The 20519-nt window shown below is 74.5% G+C and carries 13 protein-coding genes; 9 read left to right on the forward strand and 4 right to left on the reverse strand.

The features are described from left to right. Positions 1-238: 238 nt before the first annotated feature. From OG556_RS31040 to OG556_RS31050, 3 genes are all read left to right on the forward strand, one after another. Positions 239-793 (forward strand): TetR/AcrR family transcriptional regulator, encoded by a 555-nt coding sequence (locus tag OG556_RS31040; protein WP_063350538.1) that lies wholly within the window; start codon positions 239-241, stop codon positions 791-793. A 204-nt stretch (positions 794-997) separates the two neighbouring features. Beyond that, entirely contained in the window at positions 998-2116 is a 1119-nt protein-coding gene (locus tag OG556_RS31045) for an agmatine/peptidylarginine deiminase (RefSeq protein ID WP_371521958.1), read from the forward strand. 186 nt (positions 2117-2302) lie between these two features. Continuing rightward, positions 2303-3499: an agmatine/peptidylarginine deiminase gene (locus tag OG556_RS31050; protein ID WP_371522991.1), complete on the forward strand. Its 1197-nt coding sequence runs from the start codon at positions 2303-2305 to the stop codon at positions 3497-3499. A gap of 39 nt (positions 3500-3538) precedes the next feature. On the opposite strand, the gene OG556_RS31055 is transcribed toward OG556_RS31050, so the two are convergent. Then, positions 3539-4117, reverse strand: coding sequence for a TetR/AcrR family transcriptional regulator (locus OG556_RS31055; protein ID WP_371521960.1), 579 nt, complete (start codon positions 4115-4117; stop codon positions 3539-3541). A 196-nt stretch (positions 4118-4313) separates the two neighbouring features. On the opposite strand from OG556_RS31055, the gene OG556_RS31060 reads away from it, so the two are divergent. Then, positions 4314-5513: an agmatine deiminase family protein gene (locus tag OG556_RS31060; RefSeq protein WP_371521962.1), complete on the forward strand. Its 1200-nt coding sequence runs from the start codon at positions 4314-4316 to the stop codon at positions 5511-5513. Between the two features lie 199 nt (positions 5514-5712). Here the strand turns inward: OG556_RS31060 and OG556_RS31065 are convergent, their stop codons facing one another. From OG556_RS31065 to eccCa, 3 genes are all read right to left on the reverse strand, one after another. After that, entirely contained in the window at positions 5713-8832 is a 3120-nt protein-coding gene (locus tag OG556_RS31065; protein WP_371521964.1) for a phosphocholine-specific phospholipase C, read from the reverse strand. Positions 8833-9137: 305 nt separating this feature from the next. Further along, positions 9138-11849, reverse strand: a complete 2712-nt coding sequence (locus OG556_RS31070; RefSeq protein WP_371521966.1) for a hypothetical protein — start codon at positions 11847-11849, stop codon at positions 9138-9140. 106 nt (positions 11850-11955) lie between these two features. Next, a complete protein-coding gene (gene eccCa / locus OG556_RS31075; RefSeq protein WP_371521968.1) occupies positions 11956-15933 on the reverse strand; it encodes a type VII secretion protein EccCa in 3978 nt (1325 codons plus the stop codon). Positions 15934-16289: 356 nt separating this feature from the next. Here eccCa and eccD point away from each other — a divergent pair, with 356 nt between their 5' ends. From eccD to OG556_RS31100, 5 genes are all read left to right on the forward strand, one after another. Next, positions 16290-17678: a type VII secretion integral membrane protein EccD gene (gene eccD, locus OG556_RS31080; RefSeq protein WP_371521970.1), complete on the forward strand. Its 1389-nt coding sequence runs from the start codon at positions 16290-16292 to the stop codon at positions 17676-17678. A 79-nt stretch (positions 17679-17757) separates the two neighbouring features. Then, the gene (eccB, locus tag OG556_RS31085; RefSeq protein WP_371521972.1) at positions 17758-19200 is read left to right on the forward strand and encodes a type VII secretion protein EccB; all 1443 of its coding nucleotides are present in this window, start codon (positions 17758-17760) and stop codon (positions 19198-19200) included. 77 nt (positions 19201-19277) lie between these two features. Then, the gene (locus tag OG556_RS31090; RefSeq protein WP_371521974.1) at positions 19278-19622 is read left to right on the forward strand and encodes a hypothetical protein; all 345 of its coding nucleotides are present in this window, start codon (positions 19278-19280) and stop codon (positions 19620-19622) included. A 72-nt stretch (positions 19623-19694) separates the two neighbouring features. After that, positions 19695-19985: a hypothetical protein gene (locus tag OG556_RS31095; protein ID WP_371521976.1), complete on the forward strand. Its 291-nt coding sequence runs from the start codon at positions 19695-19697 to the stop codon at positions 19983-19985. A 36-nt stretch (positions 19986-20021) separates the two neighbouring features. After that, complete coding sequence (locus tag OG556_RS31100) at positions 20022-20456, forward strand: hypothetical protein (RefSeq protein ID WP_371521978.1); 435 nt, start codon at positions 20022-20024, stop codon at positions 20454-20456. The last annotated feature ends 63 nt before the right edge of the window (positions 20457-20519 follow it).

Consider the following 20519-nt stretch of genomic DNA (forward strand, 5'->3'; position numbering starts at 1 on the left):
GAGCGGGCGGGGCACGGTGGGACGGGGTGGGACGGGATGGGGCAGGGTGGGACGGGGTGGGACGGCGCAAGGCGAGGGCGCGGCGGGCGGTCGGGCCGGAGCCCGGGCGGACGCCGGCGTCGTGAAGCGCACCGGATCATACCCCGACTGGGATTTCAGTCAGGAATGGGGCCCTCCGATCGGTCGGTGCCCCCTCCGGGTAAGGTGATTCCTTGTGGCTGACCGTCGAACCTTGATCATGGAAGCGGCTGCGCGGGTCATCGCCCGGCGCGGCGTCCGCGGGCTGCGCGTGGAGGAACTGGCGGCGGAGGCGGGGGTGTCCACCGCGCTGATCTACTACCACTTCAAGGACCGCGCGGGGATCCTCCGCGCGACGCTGGAGTTCATCAACGACCGGGCCGAGCGCTACACGACGGAGCGCGCGGCGGACGCGCCGCCGCTGGACGCCCGGGGCGAGCTGGAGCAGACGCTGCTGCTGGAGCTCCAGGACACCCCCGAGGTGCGGGAGAACAGCACGGCCTGGGGCGAGCTGCGGGCGAGTGCGGTGTTCGACCCCGAGCTGCGGGAGGACCTGGCCCGGGCCACCCTCGTCTGGGTCCAGGAGGTCGCGGAGCTGCTCGGGCAGGTGCGGCCGATGAACGGGGCCGCCGCCCTGGCGGCCTCGGCCGAGCGGCTGACCGCACTGCTGGAGGGGCTGAGCGTCCGTTGGCTCAGCGGCAGCCTGCCGGTGGCGCACGCGCGTGAGCTGATGGCCGGCGCGATCGAGGCCGAAGTGGAGCGACTGCGCGGGTAGCGCGCGTCGTGTTCCGGCCCCGGGCGAGGCGGCCCGGGGCCTTCCGGCATGTCGGGCCCCTTTCCGGGGAGGGCCTTTCCCCGTGTCGAGGTCGGCTGGGCAGTTCCATGATCTGGAGCTTGACTGAAAATTCAGTCAATGTCAGAGTTGCGACTGCGGGGCCACCGGTCACTCGGTGGGCAATACTTGATTTGGAGATCCGTCATGAGCAACACCCACGGTGACAGCCGCTCCCTGTTCGACCGCCTCTTCGGGGCCCCGCCCCGGCCCCCGCACCAGGCGGAGCACGGGCTGCCGTACGCCGGTGAGACCGGGCTCCCGCAGTGGTGGGTGGACCGCGACGACGTCCCGCATGCCCGCACCTGGATGTCCTGGCCGTCCCGCAAGTCCGTCTGGGGCCGGCAGCTGGCGGGTGTCCAACAGGACATCGCGCTCATCGCCCGGACCATCGCCCGCTTCGAGCCGGTGGTCATGTGCGCCCCGGACGACTACAGCGTCCGGGAGGCCCAGGCCCTGTGCGGACCCGCCGTCACCGTGACCGACGCCGTCCCCACCGACGACCTCTGGATGCGGGACACCGCCCCGGTGTTCCGGCGCGACGGCTACGGGCGGCTCGACGCCGTCGGCCTCAACTTCAACGGCTGGGGCGGCAAGCAGACCCACCGGGACGACGCCGAGGTCGCGCGCGGCATCGCCGGGATGCTCCGACTCCCCTTCTCCTACGCGGAGTTCGTCGGTGAGGGAGGCTCGGTCGAGACCGACGGCGACGGCACCCTGATGGCCACCGAGAGCAGCCTGGTCAACAAGAACCGCAACCGGGGCATGAGCCGGGACGAGATCGAGGAGGCCGTCCTGGAGGTGTACGGCGCGGACAAGATGATCTGGGTCCCCGGGATCAAGGGCCAGGACATCACCGACGACCACATCGACGTCACCTCCCGGTTCGTCCGGCCGGGCGTCGTCCTGGTGCAGCTGCCCCCGGCGGACCGCCACGACGTCTGGGCCCGGGACGCCCGGGAGCAGTTCGACATCCTCTCCCGGGCCACCGACGCCAGGGGCCGCCGGCTCCAGGTGATCCGGGTGGACGGCCCCGACACCGTCCGCTCGCGCGACTCGAAGTTCGTCGACTCGTACCTGAACTTCCACGTCGTCAACGGGGGCGTGATCGCCGCCCAGTTCGGCGACGTGTGCAAGGACGAGGCCGCCCGGCGCACCCTCGCCGAGGCCTTCCCCGGGCGCGAGGTCGTCCAGCTCGACGTCGACCGCCTGATGGCCGGGGGCGGCGGCATCCACTGCTCCACGATGCAGGAACCCCTGCCGTAGCCGCAGCCGTACCCCGCTGCCCGCTGCCCGCTGCCCGCTGCCCGCTGCCCGCCGCCCGCTGTCCGCTGCCCGCCCGCGCTGTCCCGCGCCCTCGTCCCGCCGGAGCGTTCCGTGTTCAACCCGACCCCGCCCGCTTCCTCCTCCCGGTCCACCCCGTCCAGCCCGTCCGTCCCGTCCCGCCGCACGATGCTGCGCGCCGTGGCCGGCGCCGGCCTGCTGACGCTCGGCGCCGCGGCCTGCGCCCCGTCGGACGGGCCCGGGGCGGCGGCTCCCTCGGGCTCCTCGGAGCCGCCCGCGCCGGGCACGTCCCAGTCGTCGGCGCCGGAGGCGCCCCAGCCGTCCGCCTCCGGCGGGGCGGGCGCGACGCCGGGGCGCAGGTTCGGCGCGGAGTGGGAGAGCCACGCCCGCACCTTCATGGCCTGGCCGGCGTCCACCGGCATCTGGGGCGACCAGCTCCCGGACGTCCGCCAGGACATCGCGCGGCTGGCCCGCGCCGTCGGGGGCTACGAACCGGTCGTGATGTTCGCCCGCCAGGCCCAGGTGGACGCGGCGCAGAGCGCGTGCGGCAAGGACGTCGAGGTCGTCGCGCTGCCCGTCGACGACCTGTGGGCCCGGGACACCGTGCCGGTGTTCGTCGAGGAGGCCGGAAAGCCGAAGGGCGTCGACTTCAACTTCAGCGGCTGGGGCAACAAGCAGAAGGAGCACGGCAACGACACGGCGCTGGCCGCCGCCGTCCTCGGCCGGTACGGGATCGAGCGGGTCCGCACGTCGGTCGTCGCGGAGGGCGGCTCGTTCGAGACGGACGGGCAGGGGACGCTGATGGTCACCGAGAGCTCGGTGGTCAACCAGCGCCGCAACCCGGGCAGGAGCCGGGACGAGATCGAGGCCGAGCTCAAGACGGCCCTCGGCGTGACCAAGGTGATCTGGTTCGCCGGCGTGCGCGACCAGGACATCACGGACGCGCACGTGGACTGCCTGGTGCGCTTCGCCGCCCCCGGGGTCGTCCTGCTGGACCAGCCCTTCCCCGGCGCGCCCGCCGACGTCTGGTCCCGCTCCGCGGCCCAGGCGCGCGAGGTCCTCAGGACCGCCACCGACGCCCACGGCAGGCCGCTGCAGGTGATTGACCTCCCGCAGCCCGATCCGGACCGGATCACCGGCCGCGGCGACGCGTTCGTGTCCTCGTACATCAACTTCTACGTCGCCAACAAGTCGCTGTTCCTGCCGCGCTTCGGGGACGCCAAGGCCGACGACCGGGCCCAGCAGATCCTGCGCGACCACTTCCCCGGCCGCGACATCGTCCCGGTGAGGATCGACGACATCGCCTCCGGCGGTGGCGGGATCCACTGCTCGACCCACGACCAGCCCGGCACGCCGGAGTCCTGACCGCTGCTCCCGGGCGGGACGGGGGCCGAGGACGCGCGCCTAGGCGCGCCAGCCCGCGATCTCCGCGCCGATCGCCTCGCCGAGCAGGCTGCGCGCGCGGTCGAGCGGCAGGGAGCCGCTCAGCCACCGGGTGCTGAGCCCCTCCAGGAGCGCGGTGAGGCGTTCGGCGGAGGCGGCGTGCGCGGGCGCGGTGCCGAACGGGTGGGCGCGGCCGAGCAGGCCGGCGATCTCGTGCACCCAGGTGTGGGTGGCCCTGGCCAGGTCCTCGCGGAGGCGGGACTCGAAGACCGCGCTCGCCCGCAACTCGCCCCAGGCGGTGCTGTTCTCGCGGACCTCGGTGGAGTCCTGGAGCTCCAGCAGCAGGGCCTGGGCCAGTTCGCTCCAGGGGTCGTCCGCGGGCGCGCCGGGCTCCGGTTCGGCGGTGTAGCGGTCGGCCCGTTCGCCGATGAACTCCAGGGTCTCGCGCAGGATCCCGGCGCGGTCGGTGAAGTGGTAGTAGATCAGCGAGGTCGACACCCCGGCCTCGGCCGCCAGTTCCCCCACCCGCAGTCCGCGTACGCCGCGTCGTGCGATGAGCCTCGTGGCCGCTCTGAGTATCTCTGTTCGACGGTCTGGCATGGTGGTCCACTGTACTCGAAATGTTGACTGAACTTTCAGTCTAGACCGGGAGGCGTCCACCCGGCCTCCCGCCCCGGCGGATCGCCTGATTCGCCCGATCGGCGCCGCGCGGGCTCGCCGACGGATCCGCCGGCCACCCCTACTGTCGGATATCGCCCGCTTCGGGGTGGAATCCGTGTCGACGAGGGGACCTGCCATGAGAGAACCCGCCCTGTCCCGCCGGACCGTGCTGCGCTCCGGGGCGGCCGCGGCCTTGGTCGCGATGGTGGAAGGCTGCGGTTCGTCGGGGGCCTCGTCCCCGAAGGACGAGCCGACCACGGCCGCCGGCACGGGCACGGGCGGAGCCGCGAGCGCCGCGGCGTCGTACGCCATGCCGGCCGAGTGGCGCCCCCACACCAGGACGTTCATGGCCTGGCCGGCCCTCGATTCGGTGTGGGGCGACCAACTGCCCGCCGTCCGCCAGGACATCGCGCACATCGCGCAGGCCGTCGCCCGGTTCGAACCGGTGGTGCTGATGGCCCGCCCGGACCAGAGCGCCGCGGCCCGGCAGCTGTGCGGCTCCAGCGTCGAGGTCCTGGACCTGGCGGTGGACGACCTGTGGGCCCGCGACACCGGTCCGACCTTCGTCACCGGCCCGGCAGGGCTGGCCGGCGTCGACCTCAACTTCAACGGCTGGGGCGGCAAGCAGACCCACGACAACGACGCCAAGGTCGCCCGGAACCTCCTCGACCACTACGGGATCCGGCGCATCCAGGCGCCGATCACCGGCGAGGGCGGCGCGGTCGAGGTCGACGGCGAGGGCACCCTGATGGCCACCGAGAGCTCGTGGGTCAACTCGAACCGCAACCCGGGGACGAGCCGCGACCAGATCGAGGGGGCCCTGAAGGACCTGTTCGGCGTCCAGAAGGTCATCTGGTTCGCCGGCGTGGCCGGGCAGGACATCACCGACTGCCACATCGACGCCCTGGCCCGGTTCGCGGAGCCGGGCGTGGTCGTCATCCACCGCCCCGGCCCCGACACCCCGCCGGACATCTGGTCCCGTGCCTCCGACCAGGCCTTGCAGGTGCTCGGCTCCACCACCGACGCCAAGGGCCGCAAGCCGCGGATCGTGGAACTCGCCGAACCCGACCTCACCGGGCAGCCGGACCGGGGCAAGGACTTCCTGGCCACCTACCTCAACTACTACGTCGTCAACGGGGCCGTGATCATGCCCCAGTTCGGGGACAAGGCCTCCGACGACCGGGCGGCGGGCGTGCTGGCCGACCTCCACCCCGGCCGCGAGATCGTCCCGGTGAGCATCAACGCCATCGCGGCCGGCGGTGGCGGCATCCACTGCTCGACCCAGCAGCAGCCCGAGGCCGCCGGGGCCTCCGGCGGCTCCTCGGGCCCGGCTTGACCGCTCGGTCCGCGCGGCCGGGGCCGAGTGGCTGGGCCCGACCGGCCGGGTCCGACCGGCTGGCCAGGCCTGACCGATCTGTCGGACCGATCTGCCGGAGCGATCGGCTGGACCGATGTGCCGGCCCGATCGGCCGTGCCGCGCCGAGCCCGGAAAGCCGGGGCGGCACGGCACGGCCGACCGGGCCGTTCCCGGACGGTCAGCCCGTGATCGGCCGGCTGTCCAGGCGGATGTGGTCGACCGCCCAGTACCAGTTGTTGCCTGCGTCGTACATCCGGAACTTCAGCGTCACCGCCTGCGCCCCCGCCGGGACGGCGAGGCGGCGGGTGACGAGGGTGTTCTGGACGTCCTTGCCGGCGTTGTCGTTGCCGGTGGCATCGGAGCTGTAGAACACCAGGCGGGTCTCCGTGCCGTTGTCGAACACGGCGGTGACGGACGCCTTCTGTGGGGCCTCCTGCCGGTAGTGCGAGTCGAAGGCCAGGTACAGGGTGTCGGCGCCGGCCGGGAGGCGGACGGCGGGGGAGACGAGCGTGGAGTCGAAGACGCCCTTGCGGGAGGGGGAGCCGGTGTCGTCCCAGTCGTCCGGGTCGGCGACGGCGAGGATGCCCAGGCCGCGGGTGAAGTTGCCGCGGTCCTGCCCGGCCGGGGTGGACCACTCCCGCTTGGTGTGGAAGGTCCAGCCCTGGAGGCGGACGGTGCCCTGCGGCATGCCGGGGGCGTTGACCACCGACCAGCCCTGCGGCGCCTGCGCCGTCCAACCGAGCACGCCGTCCTGCGGCTGGAGCGCGCCGGCCAGCGACTCGAAGTCCTCGCCCAGCAGGTGGCCGGCCATCACGGGGGCCGGGCGGGCGGCGAGTTCGCCGTCGGCGATGGCGAAGCGGTCGCCGGCCAGCGCCCGGGCGGTGACCAGGATCCGGTGGGTGGCGCCGTCCGGCAGCTGGGCGGGCGGGGTGACCTCCCACACGGCGGTGGCGGTGGCGCCGGCGGCGAGCGCGGCGGGCGGCGCGGTGACGGCGGTGACCGTCCAGCCCGGCGGGACGACCGGCTGCGCCTCGACGGCGGTGAGCGCGGCGGTGGCGGTGAGCACGGCCGAGACCCGGGCCGGGCGGCCGGGCAGCAGGACGGGTTCGTCGATGGTGCCGGAGGCGGCCCCGAGGGCGACGTCCACGGCGAGCGGGTCGGCCAGGCCCAGGGCCGGGTCGGTGACCGTCCGGTCGTCCCAGGGGAAGCGGCCGGCGATCCGGCGGCGGAAGGTGAGGTCCCCGCGGACGGCCACCGCGACGTCGTACCAGCCCTCGGGCCGGACCGCGAGGTTGACGGTCCGGTCGTCGCCGGCCGCGACCCGCACCTCGCGCAGCCCGTCGCCGTAGGCGAGGTCGCCGACCAGGAAGGTCTGGGCGGTGCGCGAGCGGTTGATCACGTCGACTTCGAGGACCTTGCCGTTGCGCTCCTCCGACAGCGACACCTCGTACGTGGCGGCGGCGTCGCCGCGCAGGTGCCACAGCGCGCCGTTGGGGCCGTGGACGCGCAGGTCGTAGCCCTCCGGGCCGACCGTCCAGACGTCGGAGAGCCGGCTCTTCGCGCCGACGGTGTAGTGCCGGGGCGCGCCGCCCGGTGCCGGGTAGACGGCGAACACCGCGCCCTGGCGGCCCTGGTTGACCAGGTCGAGGGTGAGCTCGCCGCCCTTCAGCCGGGGCTTGACCAGCAGGTCGTAGGGCGCCGGGCGGGCCGACCGGGTGCCGCGCTGCTGCTGCGGGAAGGCCTGCGGGCTGGGCACGGTGGGGGCGGGGAGCTTGCCGGTGTCGACGACCTTCTGCCGGTTGCCGCTGGTGTCGGGAAGCTGCGGCCAGGCCGGGTTGCGGCCGGAGAAGTCGAAGACGTTGGTGAGGTCGCCGCAGACGGTGCGCCGCCACGGGCTGATGTTGGGCTCCTGGACGCCGAAGCGCTGCTCCAGGAAGCGCAGCACCGAGGTGTGGTCGTAGACGGTGGAGTCGACGACCCCGCCGCGGGTCCACGGCGAGACCACGACCATCGGCACCCGCACGCCCAGGCCCATCGGGTACGGGCCGGAGACCAGGGTCTCGCCCGCCGGCAGGGTGTCGGACCAGGTGAGCGAGCCGTCCGCGGCCTTGACCCGGTACCTGCCGTCCTGACCGACGACCCGGTGGTAGGTGGCGGAGCCCTTGCTGACGCGGACGACGACCTCGCCGTCCACCGGCACGGTCGACTTGCCGCGCCCGGTGGCCAGCGGCGGGACGGGCGGCAGCTGGTGGTCGAAGAAGCCGCCGTGCTCGTCGTAGTTGAGGATGAAGACGGTCTTCTGCCACACCTCGGGCTTCGCCGCCAGGGCGGCCAGCAGCCGGGCGGTGAGGTGCTCGCCGTTCGGCGGCGCGTAGTTGGCGTGCTCGGAGAGCGCGGCCGGGGCGACGATCCAGGACACCTGCGGCAGCTGGTCGGCCTGGACGTCGGCGGCGAAGGCGTCGACCAGGGCGTCGCCCATCGCGAACGGGTCGTTCTTCTTCGCCGGGTCGCCGACGGCCCGCATGCCGCGCTCGTACAGCGGCTCGCCGGGCTTGGCCTTGACGAAGGGGGCGAACCAGGCGAGCGCGTTGTCGTCGAAGTTGTCCAGCGCCTGGTAGGTCTTCCAGCTGACGCCGGCCCGCTCCAGGCGCTCGGCGTAGGTGGTCCACTCGTAGCCGCCGGGGATCTCGGTGTTGTCGGTCACCGGGGTGTCCCGTACGGTGCCGCCGCTGGTCCCGGTCATCAGGTGTTCGCGGTTGGTGTTGGTGTTGCACTGGACGGACGCGTAGTAGGCGTCACAGGTGGTGAACACCGAGGCGAGCGCGTGGTAGAAGGGCATGTCGGCGCTCTCGTAGTAGCCCTGGCCGAGCCAGCCGCCGGAGCGGCGGGTGACCGAGCCGTCGGCGAGGCCGTCGTTCCAGGCCTTCATCGAGTCCACGAAGCCGAAGGCGGGCGCGCCCTGCTGGTAGGCGCTGGTGTGCGCGGCGTTCATCGGGAAGGGCAGCAGGTGGCCCTCCTTGCGGCCCGGGTCGGGCTGGTGGAACACCGAGCGCCCGTTGACCCCGCGCACCGCCGTCCGGTCGCCGAAGCCGCGGACGCCCGCCAGGGTGCCGAAGTAGTGGTCGAACGCGCGGTTCTCCTGCATCAGCACCACGACGTGCTGGATGTCCGCCAGCCGCCCGGGCTTGGCCGGCGCGGCGAGCGCCTCCTGGACGCTGATCGGGAGGGCGGACAGCACGGCGGCCGCCGCCGCGCCGCCGAGCAGGCTGCGGCGCGACAGTTCGGGCATCGGACTCATCGGGTGGGGCTCCTTGCTGACGGGCGCCGGACCATCGGTTCGACCCGGACCAGTCATGTTTCTAAGCGACCGAGGTGACCGGGGCCGGGGAGTTCGATGACGATCCGATGTCCGCCAAGGGGCCCTGAGCTGTACAGACAACTTGTCGGCCTGTCGGGCGGTGCGGGAGCCGCCGTCAAGTCCGCGCCGGGGACGCCGTGTCGGCATCGGGCGCGGGATGTGGCGGTGGATCCGTCAGGTCCGAGGGCCGCTCCGAACCGGAACTGGCCTGAAGTCAGCGGCGCAGCTCTTCCGCCGACGTCCGGTCACCGGGCGGCGGTGACGCCCGGGGTGAGGCGGAGGCGCTCGGGGCGGGACGGGGAGCGCAGGTCCTCCGGGGCGAGCAGGTCGCGGCGGGACTGCCAGGTGAGCAGCCGCTCAAGGGCCTGCTGGTCGCGTTCATCCGCCGTCCCGGCCGTGGCGCCCGGGCCGACCTCGCGGAGCAGGACGCGGGTCGGCTCGCCGTCCTCGCCCGGCAGGACCTCCAGGACGGAGAACCACGAACCGGGCGGGAACACCACCTCGGGCTCGCCGTCCTCGGCGATCACCGAGGTGCGGCGGCCGGTCGCGGACCACACCAGGAACTCGACCGGAGTCCCCGGTACGACCTCCGGCGACGGCGTCCCGACCACCGGCGCGGGCTCCACCAGCAGCGTCCCCGGCACGTAGTGGCGCAGCTCCTCCTCGCCCGCGTCGGCGCCCAGCAGCACGGCGCCCCGGTGGTTCGGCAGCCGCCGCAGGCCGGAGCCCAGGCACGCCAGGTACGGGTCCAGCGGCCCGGAGCCCGGTCGGCGGGCCGCCGCGACCAACTCGGTGTGCAGGACCGGGACGCCCGTGTCGACGCAGTGCAGGTAGACCGCGGCGAGGTCGCTCTTGAGGTCGTCCCGGGAGTGCGAGCGCAGCGCCGGGAGCCGCATGGCGACCTGTTCGGCGCGGCTGGCGCAGCGCTGGAAGTGCTCGCCCAGCAGCGCCCGGAAGGCGGTGCGCTCGGCGGCCGTGCTCGGGCGGCCGGAGACGGCGGTGCCGTCGGGCGCGAGGAGGCGGGAGCGGGTGGGGGCTTCGGGCTCCGGGGCGGGAGAGGGTTCCGGGGCGGGCGCAGGCTCGGGTTCGGGGGCGGGTTCCGGTTCGGGGGCGGGCGCCGGGGCCGGTTCGGGTTCGGGTTCGGGTTCGGGGGAGGGGATCGGGGCCGGTTCGGGCGCGGGTGCCTCGGCGGCGGGCGGCGCGGGCGGTTCGGGGATCTGCGGCTGAGCCGGGACTGGGGCCGGGGGCTCCGGGAGGGTGGCGGCAGCGGTGGTGAACTCGTCGTCCGGGGCGGGGTCCTGGGCGTCGGCGTCGGCCGTGGTGGTGGTCTGGGTCCGGACCGCCGAGGCCGGCGGGATGGCGGCGGTGATGGTGGCGACGCTGGCGAACTCGCCCTCGGGGGAAGGCCGTTGCTGTTCGACCGCAGGGGCCTGCACGGTGGCCGGCGCGGCGGGCTGGGCGAGCTGCGCCGCGGGGAGGGGGATTCCGCGGCGAGCGCCGTCGATCAGCAGCTCGGGTGCGGCCGCGCCGGGGGTGGTGAGGGCGGCGCGCAGCTCGTCGAGGACGGCGAGCACCTCAGGCGGCACCGTTCGCCCGTCCGCGCCCGCGATCAGCAGCGGGTGGGCCGGGTCGGGGTCGCGCAGGCGCGGGCCGCGGTCCTGCGGCGGCTCCTCGGGGCGCAGCCACAGGCCGGCCGGCACGGCCTCCAACCGCCAGCCGGTGACCGGGGATTCGTAGAGGGCCGGTCCGCAGGCGGCCGGGCCGTCGGGGGTGGTGCGCCAGGCGGAGGCGACCACACGGCGCCGCGTGGGGGAGGCGGTCAGCTCGGTCAGCCACGGTTCCCAGGCGGGGGTGCCGTCAGCGGCCAGCACGCGGGAGGAGAAACCGCTGGTGGTGCGCATGGGCAGACCGACGGCGGCGCGGAGGTCGCGGCCGAGTTCGGCCGCGAGCCCGGCGGCGAGGGCGGTGAGCGCGCCGGTGGCGGCCCAGGGGGCGCTGAGCAGCAGGTCGGCCTCGGGGCCGGGGAGCAGGCGGCGGAGCCGGGCGGCGAGCTCGGCGGCCGGGGGGAGGGGTGCGCCCGGGTGACCGACGACGAGAATGACGGTGCCCTCGTCGGCGGTGGCCCTGGTGAGCGGGCCGGACGGGCCGTCGGGGTCGGGCTCGCTGCGGAACCAGTAGCCGTGCGGCAGCGCGGTGACCAGCGGGTCGGCGGGCGAGGCGGGCGGTGCGGCGGGGCCGGGCGAGGACACGGCGGCCACCGGAACGGCCTGCGCGGGCGCGGCCACGGCGGGCGTGGCCACCGGAAGCTCCAGCACGGCGGTCTCCGCCGTCGGACGCTCCATCACCACGGTCTCCGCGGCCGAGTCGGCCGAGCCGGGCGAACCGACCGGTGCGGCGGCCGGCTCCGTCGGCAGCGGCCAGACCGGCCCGAGCCGGCGCAGCTGCCCCGTCGGGGTGCAGAGCCACCAGGAGGACGGCGCGTCGTCCGTCGGACCGCTGGTCAGCAGGGTGCCGTCGGGGCGGAGGGTGACCAGTCCGTCCGGGGCGACGACGCCGATGCCGGTCAGTTCGGCGATCCGTTCGGCGGGGCGGGGCCCGGTCTCCGGGGCGGTGGCCAGGCCGGAGGCGGCGAGGACGAGCGCGGTGGCGTCCCGGGCGGTGGCGGTGCGGGTCAGCTCGTCGAGCCGGCCGAACAGGACGGCCGGTGCGTCGGGGGCGGCCGCGAGGACGGTGACGGTCCGGGTGACGGCGGTGAGCCGGCCGAGCGCGGCGGTCATCGCGGCGGGCAGCGCCGCCGGGCCGGTGCCGTCCGCGCCGCCGGGGGCGATGACGAAGTGCGGGCCCACCTGGTGCAGGGCGGCGGGCGTCGCGGCGGGAGCGCTCCGACGCAAGCCCAGTCGGCGTTTGGCCGGGGCGGCGCCCGGCGCGTCCCCTGCCGCCTGCGTTGATGTGCTCATCGTCCCGCCCGCCCTCCGTCCGCGCGGCCGCGTCTGCCGCACGTGTCACCAGGCTCTACGGCCGCCTCGCCTCGCCGGGTTCACCGGCGCGCCCGACACTGCCGGCTCACCCCTCGTCGCCGTCCTCCTCCATGACGGCGGTCTGCACCTGGACCGTGCGCCGGCGGGTGATGTGCAGGCCACGCCCGGCCGGGAAGGCGCGGGGCTTGGTGGAGCCGAACAGGAAACCCTCGCTGGGCGGGCAGGACAGCAGCACCACCGGGGTGTTGACCTCCTCCAGCTTGCGGAGCAGCTGGTCGGAGGAGGCCCGCCCGATGCCGTTGGCGCTGCGGGCGACGATCAGGTGCAGGCCGAGCTCGACGCCCTGCGACAGGTAGTCGAGCAGCGGCGCGAACGGGTGGGCGCCCATGCTGCTGGAGGAGCCGGCGACCAGCTCGTAGTCGTCGACCACGATGAACAGTTCGGGGCCCTCCCACCAGTCCCGCAGCCGCAGCCGGGCCGGTGCGATGTCCGCGTCGGGCAGTCGGTTGGCCATCGCCCGCGCCGCGCCGTCGACGATCTGGCGCAGGACGTCCACGGCCACCGCGTGACCCAGCCGGTACTCCTCGGGCACCGCCCCCTGGAGCACCCGGCGGTAGTCGACGAGCATGATCCGGGCCTCGTTGGGCTGGTAGGCGGTGGTGATGGCGGAGGCGACCAGCTTCAGCAGGTTGGTCTTGCCCGCCTCGCTGTCGCCGACCACCAGCAGGTGCGGCGTCTCCTCGAAGTCGTGCCACATCGGGGTGAGCGAGACGTCCTGGATTCCGAGCGGGACGCGCAGCCGGCCCTCCGGGGCGGGCAGTGCGGCGGCGGGCAGGTTGAGCGGCAGCATCCGGATCTCGGGCGCGCGGGGGCCGGCCCACTGCTCGGCGATCGCGTCGACCAGGTCGGCGACGCCCTCGCCGAGGTCCTCGGTGCCGCCGCCGTCCAGCCGGGGGAGCGCGGTGAGGAAGTGCATCTCGTCGGAGGTCAGGCCGCGGCCGGGGATCTTCGGCACCTTCCCGGCGGCCCGCATGTTGATCGCGGAGTCGACCGCGTCGCCGAGCCGCAGTTCGAAGCGGGTGCCCAGGAGGTCGCGCAGCGCGCCGGTGACCTCGCCCCAGCGGGTGGTGCCGACGATCAGGTGGATGCCGTAGTTGAGGCCGCGCTGGGCGATCAGGGTCAGCGCGGGCGCGAGGTCCGGGAACTCCTGGCGGACGGTGTTCCAGCCGTCGATGACCAGGAAGACGTCGCCGTGCGCCTCGTCGGGCAGCTCGCCCGCCGCCAGGCGGCGGCGGAAGGACGACATCGAGTCGATGCCGAGCTCGGCGAAGCGCACCTCGCGCCGGGCGAGGATGCTGTTGACCTCGGCGACGGTGCGCACCACCCGCTCGGGGTCGTGCCGGCCGGTGATCCCGCCGACGTGCGGCAGGCCGCGCAGCGAGGAGAGCGTGCCGCCGCCGAAGTCCAGGCAGTAGAACTGCACTTCGCGCGGGGTGTGGGTGAGCGCGAGGGCGGTCATCAGGGTGCGCAGCAGGGTGCTCTTGCCGCTCTGCGGACCGCCCGCGATGCCGACGTGGCCGCCGGAGCCGGACAGGTCGGCGGTGAGCAGGTCGCGGATCTGCTGGAAGGGCCGGTCGATGAGGCCGACCGGGACGGTCAGGGTGCCGCGGTCGGCGTGGCTCTCGGTGGTGAGGCCGAGTTCGGGGTGCGGCGCCAGCGGCGGCAGCAGCTGGTCCAGGGTGGGCGGGACGCCCAGCGGCGGCAGCCACACCTGGTAGGCGGGCGGACCGACGTCGGTCAGCTTCTCGGCGGCGAGGGCCAGCAGGGTCCGGGTCTCCTCGGGCACCTCCGCGACGGCCGGCTCCTCGGGCACCACGACGGGCTGACGCGGCGCCACGTAGTCGGTGCCGTAGAGGGCGACCTGCCCGGCCACCGCCTCCTGGCGGGCCTCCGGACGCCGGACCCGGTAGGGGCCGGAGACGTACGCGGCCTTGAACCGCGTCAGGGTGGCGATGTCGCTGCGCAGGAATCCGTTGCCGGGCTGGGAGGGCAGCTGGTAGGCGTCGGGCACGCCGAGGACGCCCCGGCTCTCCATGGCCGAGAAGGTCCGCAGGCCGATCCGGTAGGACAGGTGGGACTCCAAGGCGTGCATCCGGCCTTCGTCCAGGCGCTGCGAGGCGAGCAGCAGATGGACGCCGAGGGAGCGGCCGAGACGGCCGATCATGATGAAGAGGTCCATGAAGTCGCGGTGTGCGGCGAGCAGTTCGCTGAACTCGTCGACCACGACGAACAGCGTCGGCAGCGGCTCCAGCGGGGTGCCGGCGGCCCGCGCCGTCTCGTAGTCCAGCAGCGAGCTGTAGTTGCCGGCGGAGCGCAGCAGCTCCTGGCGGCGGACCAGTTCGCCGTGCAGAGCGTCGCGCATCCGGTCGACCAGGGCGGCCTCGTCGGCCAGGTTGGTGATCACCGCCGAGGTGTGCGGCAGCCGGTCGAGGCCGAGGAAGGTCGCGCCGCCCTTGAAGTCCACCAGGACGAAGTTGAGCACCTCGGAGGAGTGGGTGAGGGCCAGCGCCAGCACCAGGGTGCGCAGCAGCTCGGACTTGCCGGAGCCGGTCGCGCCGATCAGCATGCCGTGCGGGCCCATGCCGCCCTGCGCGGACTCCTTGATGTCCAGTTCGACGGGCGTGCCGTCGCCGGAGATCCCGAGCGGGACCCGTAGCCGGTCGGCGATCCCGCGCCGGGACCAGCCGTCGCCGACGTCGTGCCGGTGCAGGTCGCGGATGCCGAGCAGCGAGGCCAGGTCGAAGTCGCTCGCCAGCGGCTCGCCGGCCTCGCCCGGGTCGCCGATCCGGTACGGGGCCATCAGCCCCGCCAGCCGGCGGGCGGCTGGCAGCGACAGGGCGTCCGGCCGGCCGAGGTCGGTGACGTCGTCCCGGTGGTTGCGGTCGGCGCCGACCATGGCCAGCAGGCCGTCCTCGATCCGCAGCCGCAGCCGGAACCGCAGCGGCTTCCAGTCCAGCGTGTCACCGAGGTCCAGCAGCGTGGCGTTGCGGTAGCCGGCCAGTGCCGCCCGGCTGCTCGCCCCCGCCTGCGGGCCGTCCAACACGATCACGGTGTACGGCTCGTCCCGGTTCGGCTGGGTGTCCGGCTCGTACGGGGGCCGCCCGGCGAACTCGTCGCCGAGCAGCTGCTCGATCTCCACCACCGAGCCCGCCACCAGCCGCACCGGCCCCACCCCGTCGGTGTCCACCGGGTGCACGGCGTGCGGCAGCCACTTCGTCCACTCCCAGTCCGCGCGGTGCTCCGCGTCGGTGACCACGGCGATCCGCAGCTCGTCGGGGGCGTGGAAGGCCGCCAGCTGGGCCAGCATCGCGCGGGCCAGGGCCCGGGTCGCGGCCCGGTCCTCGCCGCGCAGCAGCACCTGGGCGTACCCGCGCAGGTAGACGGCGATGGGCTGGTCGGCGACGGTGCCGTAGGCGTTGATGAAGCGGCGCAGCGCGTGCGCGCAGAGCGGCTCCAGGTCCTCCACCGGCTTGGTGGACAGGGGCGCGAGCCGGACCGCGAGACGCTGGTGCCCGAGGCCGATCCGGACGTCGCCGAAGTCGGGGTGCGCGCTGCGCCGCTCCCACAGCCGCGACGTGCGCACCAGCGAGGCCAGGACGTCGGGCGCGGGGTGGCGCCAGGCGAGCGCCTCCTGTTGGCGGGAGATGTGCGCGCGGACCTGGCGGCGGACCTGGGCGAGGTAGCGCAGGTAGTCCCGGCGCTCGGCGCGCAGCTCCCGCTTGCGGTCGCTGGAGCTGCGGATCAGCTGGGTCACCAGCATGCCCACGGCGGACAGGCCCATCATGCCCATCGCGACGTAGGTCATGATGCCGCCGCCGTCGCCGGGACGCAGGAAGATGAAGACCATCGAGAGCGAGCTCAGCGCCATCGGCGCCATCGCGATCATGCTCGACATGCCGCTCTGCGCCTCGGGGAGGACGGGCGGCTCCTGCAACTGGATCTCGCCGTCGGGCATCGCCGGGCCGGGGCGCCGTGGCGGACGGTTGACCAGCACCACACTCAACGAAGGGCTCCTCGCGCAGGGGAAGGGCCGCTCGCTGCGTCGGCGGCCCGGGACGCGCACCGTCCACCCGGGACGACGGGCGGCGGGCCCGGCCGGGTTCACCCGGTTCGGCGGGGCGGGCGTGGCGCCGACGCCGAGGACGGGCGCGAACGGCCGCGAACGGCCGCGAACGGCGGCGAACGGCTGTGAACGGCTGTGAACGGCCGCCGTGAAACGGATTCCGGCAGGCGGTGAACCCCGCGGGCCCCGCCGTCCGTGCCTCCTGGTGAGGTGACGCCCGGGCTCGCCCATCCCCCAGGCGCCCCCGGGCCGTCACCTCGCCACGCCGTTCCGAGGCCAGGGCAAAAGGGAGAAGTGTGAACGGGAGTGCCAACGGGACCGCCGTCGCCGGACTGTGCCGACTGAGGTTCCGCGCACCCGAGGCGGTGTTCGAACTCGCCGTCCCCTCCGACGTGCCGCTGGCCGACCTGCTACCGGCCGTCCTGCGCCACGGCGGCCCCGGGCTGGAGGAACAGGGCATCGAACACGACGGCTGGGTGCTCCAGCGCCTCGGCGGCCCGCCCCTGGACGAGGAGTCGAGCGCCGAGGCGCTCGACCTGCACGACGGCGAGGACCTCTACCTGCGCCCGCGCCGCGAGGCGCTCCCCGAGGTGCACTACGACGACCTCGCGGACGGCGTCGCCACCGGCATGCGGGAGCGCCCCGACACCTGGCGTCCCGCCGTCACCCACCACGTGGCGCTCGGGCTGGCCCTGACGGCCCTGGCCGGCGGGCTCGCCGTGCTCCTGCTCCCGGGCGCGGTGCCGGCCCGCGAACTCGCCGGCGCCGTCACCGGACTGCTCCTGCTGCTCGGCGCCCTGAGCGCCTCCCGGGCGGTCGGCGACGCGGGTGCCGGCACCGCACTCGGCGCCATGGCCGTGCCCTACCTCGCCCTGACCGGCGCCCTGCTGCCCGCTGACGGCGCCTCCGCCACCGGGGCCCGGCTGCTGGCCGGCGGCTGCGCGGCCGCAGGCGCGGCGGTGCTGGCGATGGCCGCGGTCGGCTGCTCGGCGCCGCTCTACCTCGGCCTGGTGCTGCTCGCCCTGAACGTCGTGGTCGCGGGCGTACTGGTGCTCGCCGGGCTGACCGCGCCCGAGGCGGCCGCGACCCTGGCCGTGCTCGCGGTGATCGTCGGAGCCTTCGTCCCGGGGATCTGCTTCCGCCTCTCCGGCCTGCGGCTGCCCGCGCTGCCGCGCAACGCCGAGGAGCTCCAGGAGGGCATCGCGCCCGTCCCCAGCGCCACCGTCCGCAGCCGCAGCGACGTCGCCGACGGCTTCCTGACCGCCTTTCACCTGGCACTCGGCCTGGTCCTCACCCTGAGCATCACGCAGCTGGCCGCCGAACCGGGCTGGGAACCGGCCGCGCTCACGGCGGCCCTGTCCGTCCTGCTGCTGCTGCACTCCCGGGCGATCGGCAGCATCACGCAGCGGCTCGCCGTCCTGCTGCCCGGCGCCTACGGCCCGGCGCTGCTCCTCGGTCACCTGGTGCTCCGCGAGCAGGGCGGGGCGCGGCTGCTGGTGCTGGGCGGACTGCTCGCCCTGGCCGCCGCCCTGGCCGTCGTCTCCTGGACGATCCCCGGCCGGCGGCTGCTGCCCTACTGGGGCCGGGCCGCCGACCTGCTGCACACGGTCGCGGCGGTGGCGGTGATCCCGCTGGCGCTGGCCGTGGCCGGGGTCTACCACGGGCTCAGGGCCGTCGCCGGCTAGGACGTGCCCGGCGGGACCCGCCGGACACGCCCCAGCCGCGCGACGCCCCTGACATTCCGTCCTCAAGGAGAACCACGCCATGCAGTCGAAGCGCGACCAGGTTCAGGCGCACCTGTTCGTGATGGGCCGGCTCGCCACCGGGATGCTCCGCGGCGAGCCCGACGCACCCGACACCCCGGCCGGGCGCACCTCCCGGGGCACCGTCACCGGGCTGATCATCGCCGTGCTGGTCTGCCTGGTGGTCACCCTCTACGGGGTGGTCGTCCCCGGCGGCGCCACGGCCTGGAAGAAGCCCGGCACGCTGGTGGTGGTCAAGGAGAGCGGTGCCCGCTACCTGTACGTGGACGGCAGCCTGCACCCCCTGCTGAACGAGGCCAGCGCCCGGCTGCTCGCCGGCGACCAGCTGATCGTCGACCAGGTCGGCACCAAGTCGCTGGCCGACACCCCGCGCGGCGTCCCGATCGGCATCCTCGGCGCCCCCGACGGCGTGCCCGCCCCCGACCGGCTCGCCGACACGCCCTGGTTGGCCTGCGCCGTCGACCGGCCCGGCCCCTCCGGCGGCCGCACCCCGCAACTGGCCCTCGCGATCGGCCCCGGCAACCGGGGCGTCGGCCTGACCGACGGCCAGGGCCTGCTGGTGGCCGCCCCCGACGGCGCCCAGTACCTGCTCTGGCACGGACGGCGGCTGCGCCTGGACGCCCGCTCCGGTGCCCGGCAGGCCCTCGGTCAGACCGCCGTCGCCGCCTACCCGGTGACCACCGCCTTCCTCAACGCGACCACTGCCGGACCCGACCTGGCCGCCCCCGCCGTCGAGGGGCGCGGCCAGGCCGGACCGCAGCTCGCCAACCGCCCCACCCGGGTCGGCCAGCTCTTCACCGGCCCCGGCGGCGACCCCTACCTGCTGACCTCGGCCGGACTGGCCCCGCTCAGCCGGATGGCCTTCGAACTGCTGCGCAACGACTCCCGTACCCAGGACACCGCGTACGAGGGCTCCGCCGTCACCCCCGCCGCCCTGGGCGGGAGCGACCTGGCCGCGCACACCGCGCCGGCCGTACCGGCCGCCGCCGGGCTGCCGACCGCGCCGCCCGAGCTGCTGACCGTCCCCCAGGGCCGCGGCGTCTGCGCCGACCTGCGCCTCACCGACCAGGCCCCGACCACCGTCGTCACCCTGGTCGACGCCGCCACCGTCGCCGGCCTGCCGCCGACCGCCCAGCCGGGCGTCGAACCGGCCTGCGCCACCGCCGACAGCATCGCCGTCCGCCCCGGCGGCGGCGCCCTGGTGCGGGCCCTCTCCAGCGCGGGCGTCGGCGACACCCTCTACCTGGTCACCGACACCGGGGTGAAGTACCCGCTGCCCTCGCCCGCCGTCGCCAAGCAGCTCGGCTACGGCCAGGTCGTCCCGACCGCCGCACCCGAGCCGCTGCTGACCCTGCTGCCGACCGGGCCCAGCCTCGACCCGGCCCTCCTCAGCGGCGCCGCGACACCCGCGCCGCTCCCGTCCGGACCGGCCTGCCCGAGGTGAACCGGCCGCCGCCACGGGGCCGTTGATGGAGATGAGCCGGGCGGCCGAGAGCCCGGAACCGACGAAGGGAAAACTCTGTGACCACCCCCAATCTGCAGACGGACGACGCGGTCGTCCGGAGCGTTCTGGCGACCCTGGAGACCCACATCGAGACGATGCTGCGCGCCGCAGGGCAGGTCGAGGCCGTCAACGGCGAGGTCCAGCAGCACTTCCAGGCCGCGTGCAGCACCGCGTACCAGGGGAAGATCCACGACTGGCAGACCAGGTACGGGCAGCTCAGGAGCGCCTACGACACCTTCCACGGGAGCTTCTCGACCGGGCACCAGCACGTCAACAACGCCCACGACGAGGCCCTCGGGTACACCGGCTCCTGGGGCAGCGGCGGCCCCGGCTCCGAGGTCTACAAGGGCCTCAACCCCTGACACCAACCCCCGTTGCCCCGCCCGGCCGTGGCCCGTCCGGGCCGGACGGGCACCGATCGAAAGGAGTGTCCGATGGCGGACATCAGGCTCAACCACGCGAACATCGACGAGGCGGCGGACGCCCTCACCCAAGCCGGCCAGGGCATGCGTACCGCCATGGACGACTGCATGGCGGCGATCAGGACCGCCGAGAGTCAGCTCCAGGGTGACCTGGCCGCCGCGGCCCACGCCTTCTACCAGGTGCTGGCCGCCCAGAACTCCACCATGAACGACGACATCGTCCAGGGCGCCGACGTCCTGCGGACCATGCACGGCCTGCTGCGCGACGCCGACAAGCAGGCCGGCGCGGGTATCCACGGATGACGGTGATCGAGCGGGGCCGGGGTCGGGGAGGCCGCGATGGCTAGTTCGACCGACCCCGGAAACGTCGACTACGAGCACACGCTCAGCATCGACCACGACGATCTGGAGTACTTCGCGTACACCCAGCTCGAAGGCTACAAGCGCGAGCTCGCGAACGATCCCGGTTTCGTGGCGATCGGAGGGTTCGGCGGGCACGGGACCGGCCAGTACACCGCCCTGCTGACGGGGCACGGCGCCGAGCTGCCCGCCGCGGACCGGGTCAAGGCCAACTTCGCGCAACTGGCCAAGGGGCTCTCCGAGGACCTGCTCCTGCTCGGCATCCAGATGAGCGAGGCCCAGCTGAGGATCAAGGCCACTCTGGGGATCATGGACACCGCCCACGAAGAGGCGATGACGGCGGCGGAGATGATGGAGATCCTCAACGAGGTGGTGAAGGTCACCCTTCCGAAGAACGACACGACGTCGAGCTGACCACCCGTCCGGTGAGCCTTCGGGTTCACCGGATCCAGCCACCCCCGAGGCCGCCGGCCGGCC

The sequence above is a fragment of the Kitasatospora sp. NBC_01300 genome (assembly GCF_041435235.1).
GTDB lineage: Bacteria > Actinomycetota > Actinomycetes > Streptomycetales > Streptomycetaceae > Kitasatospora.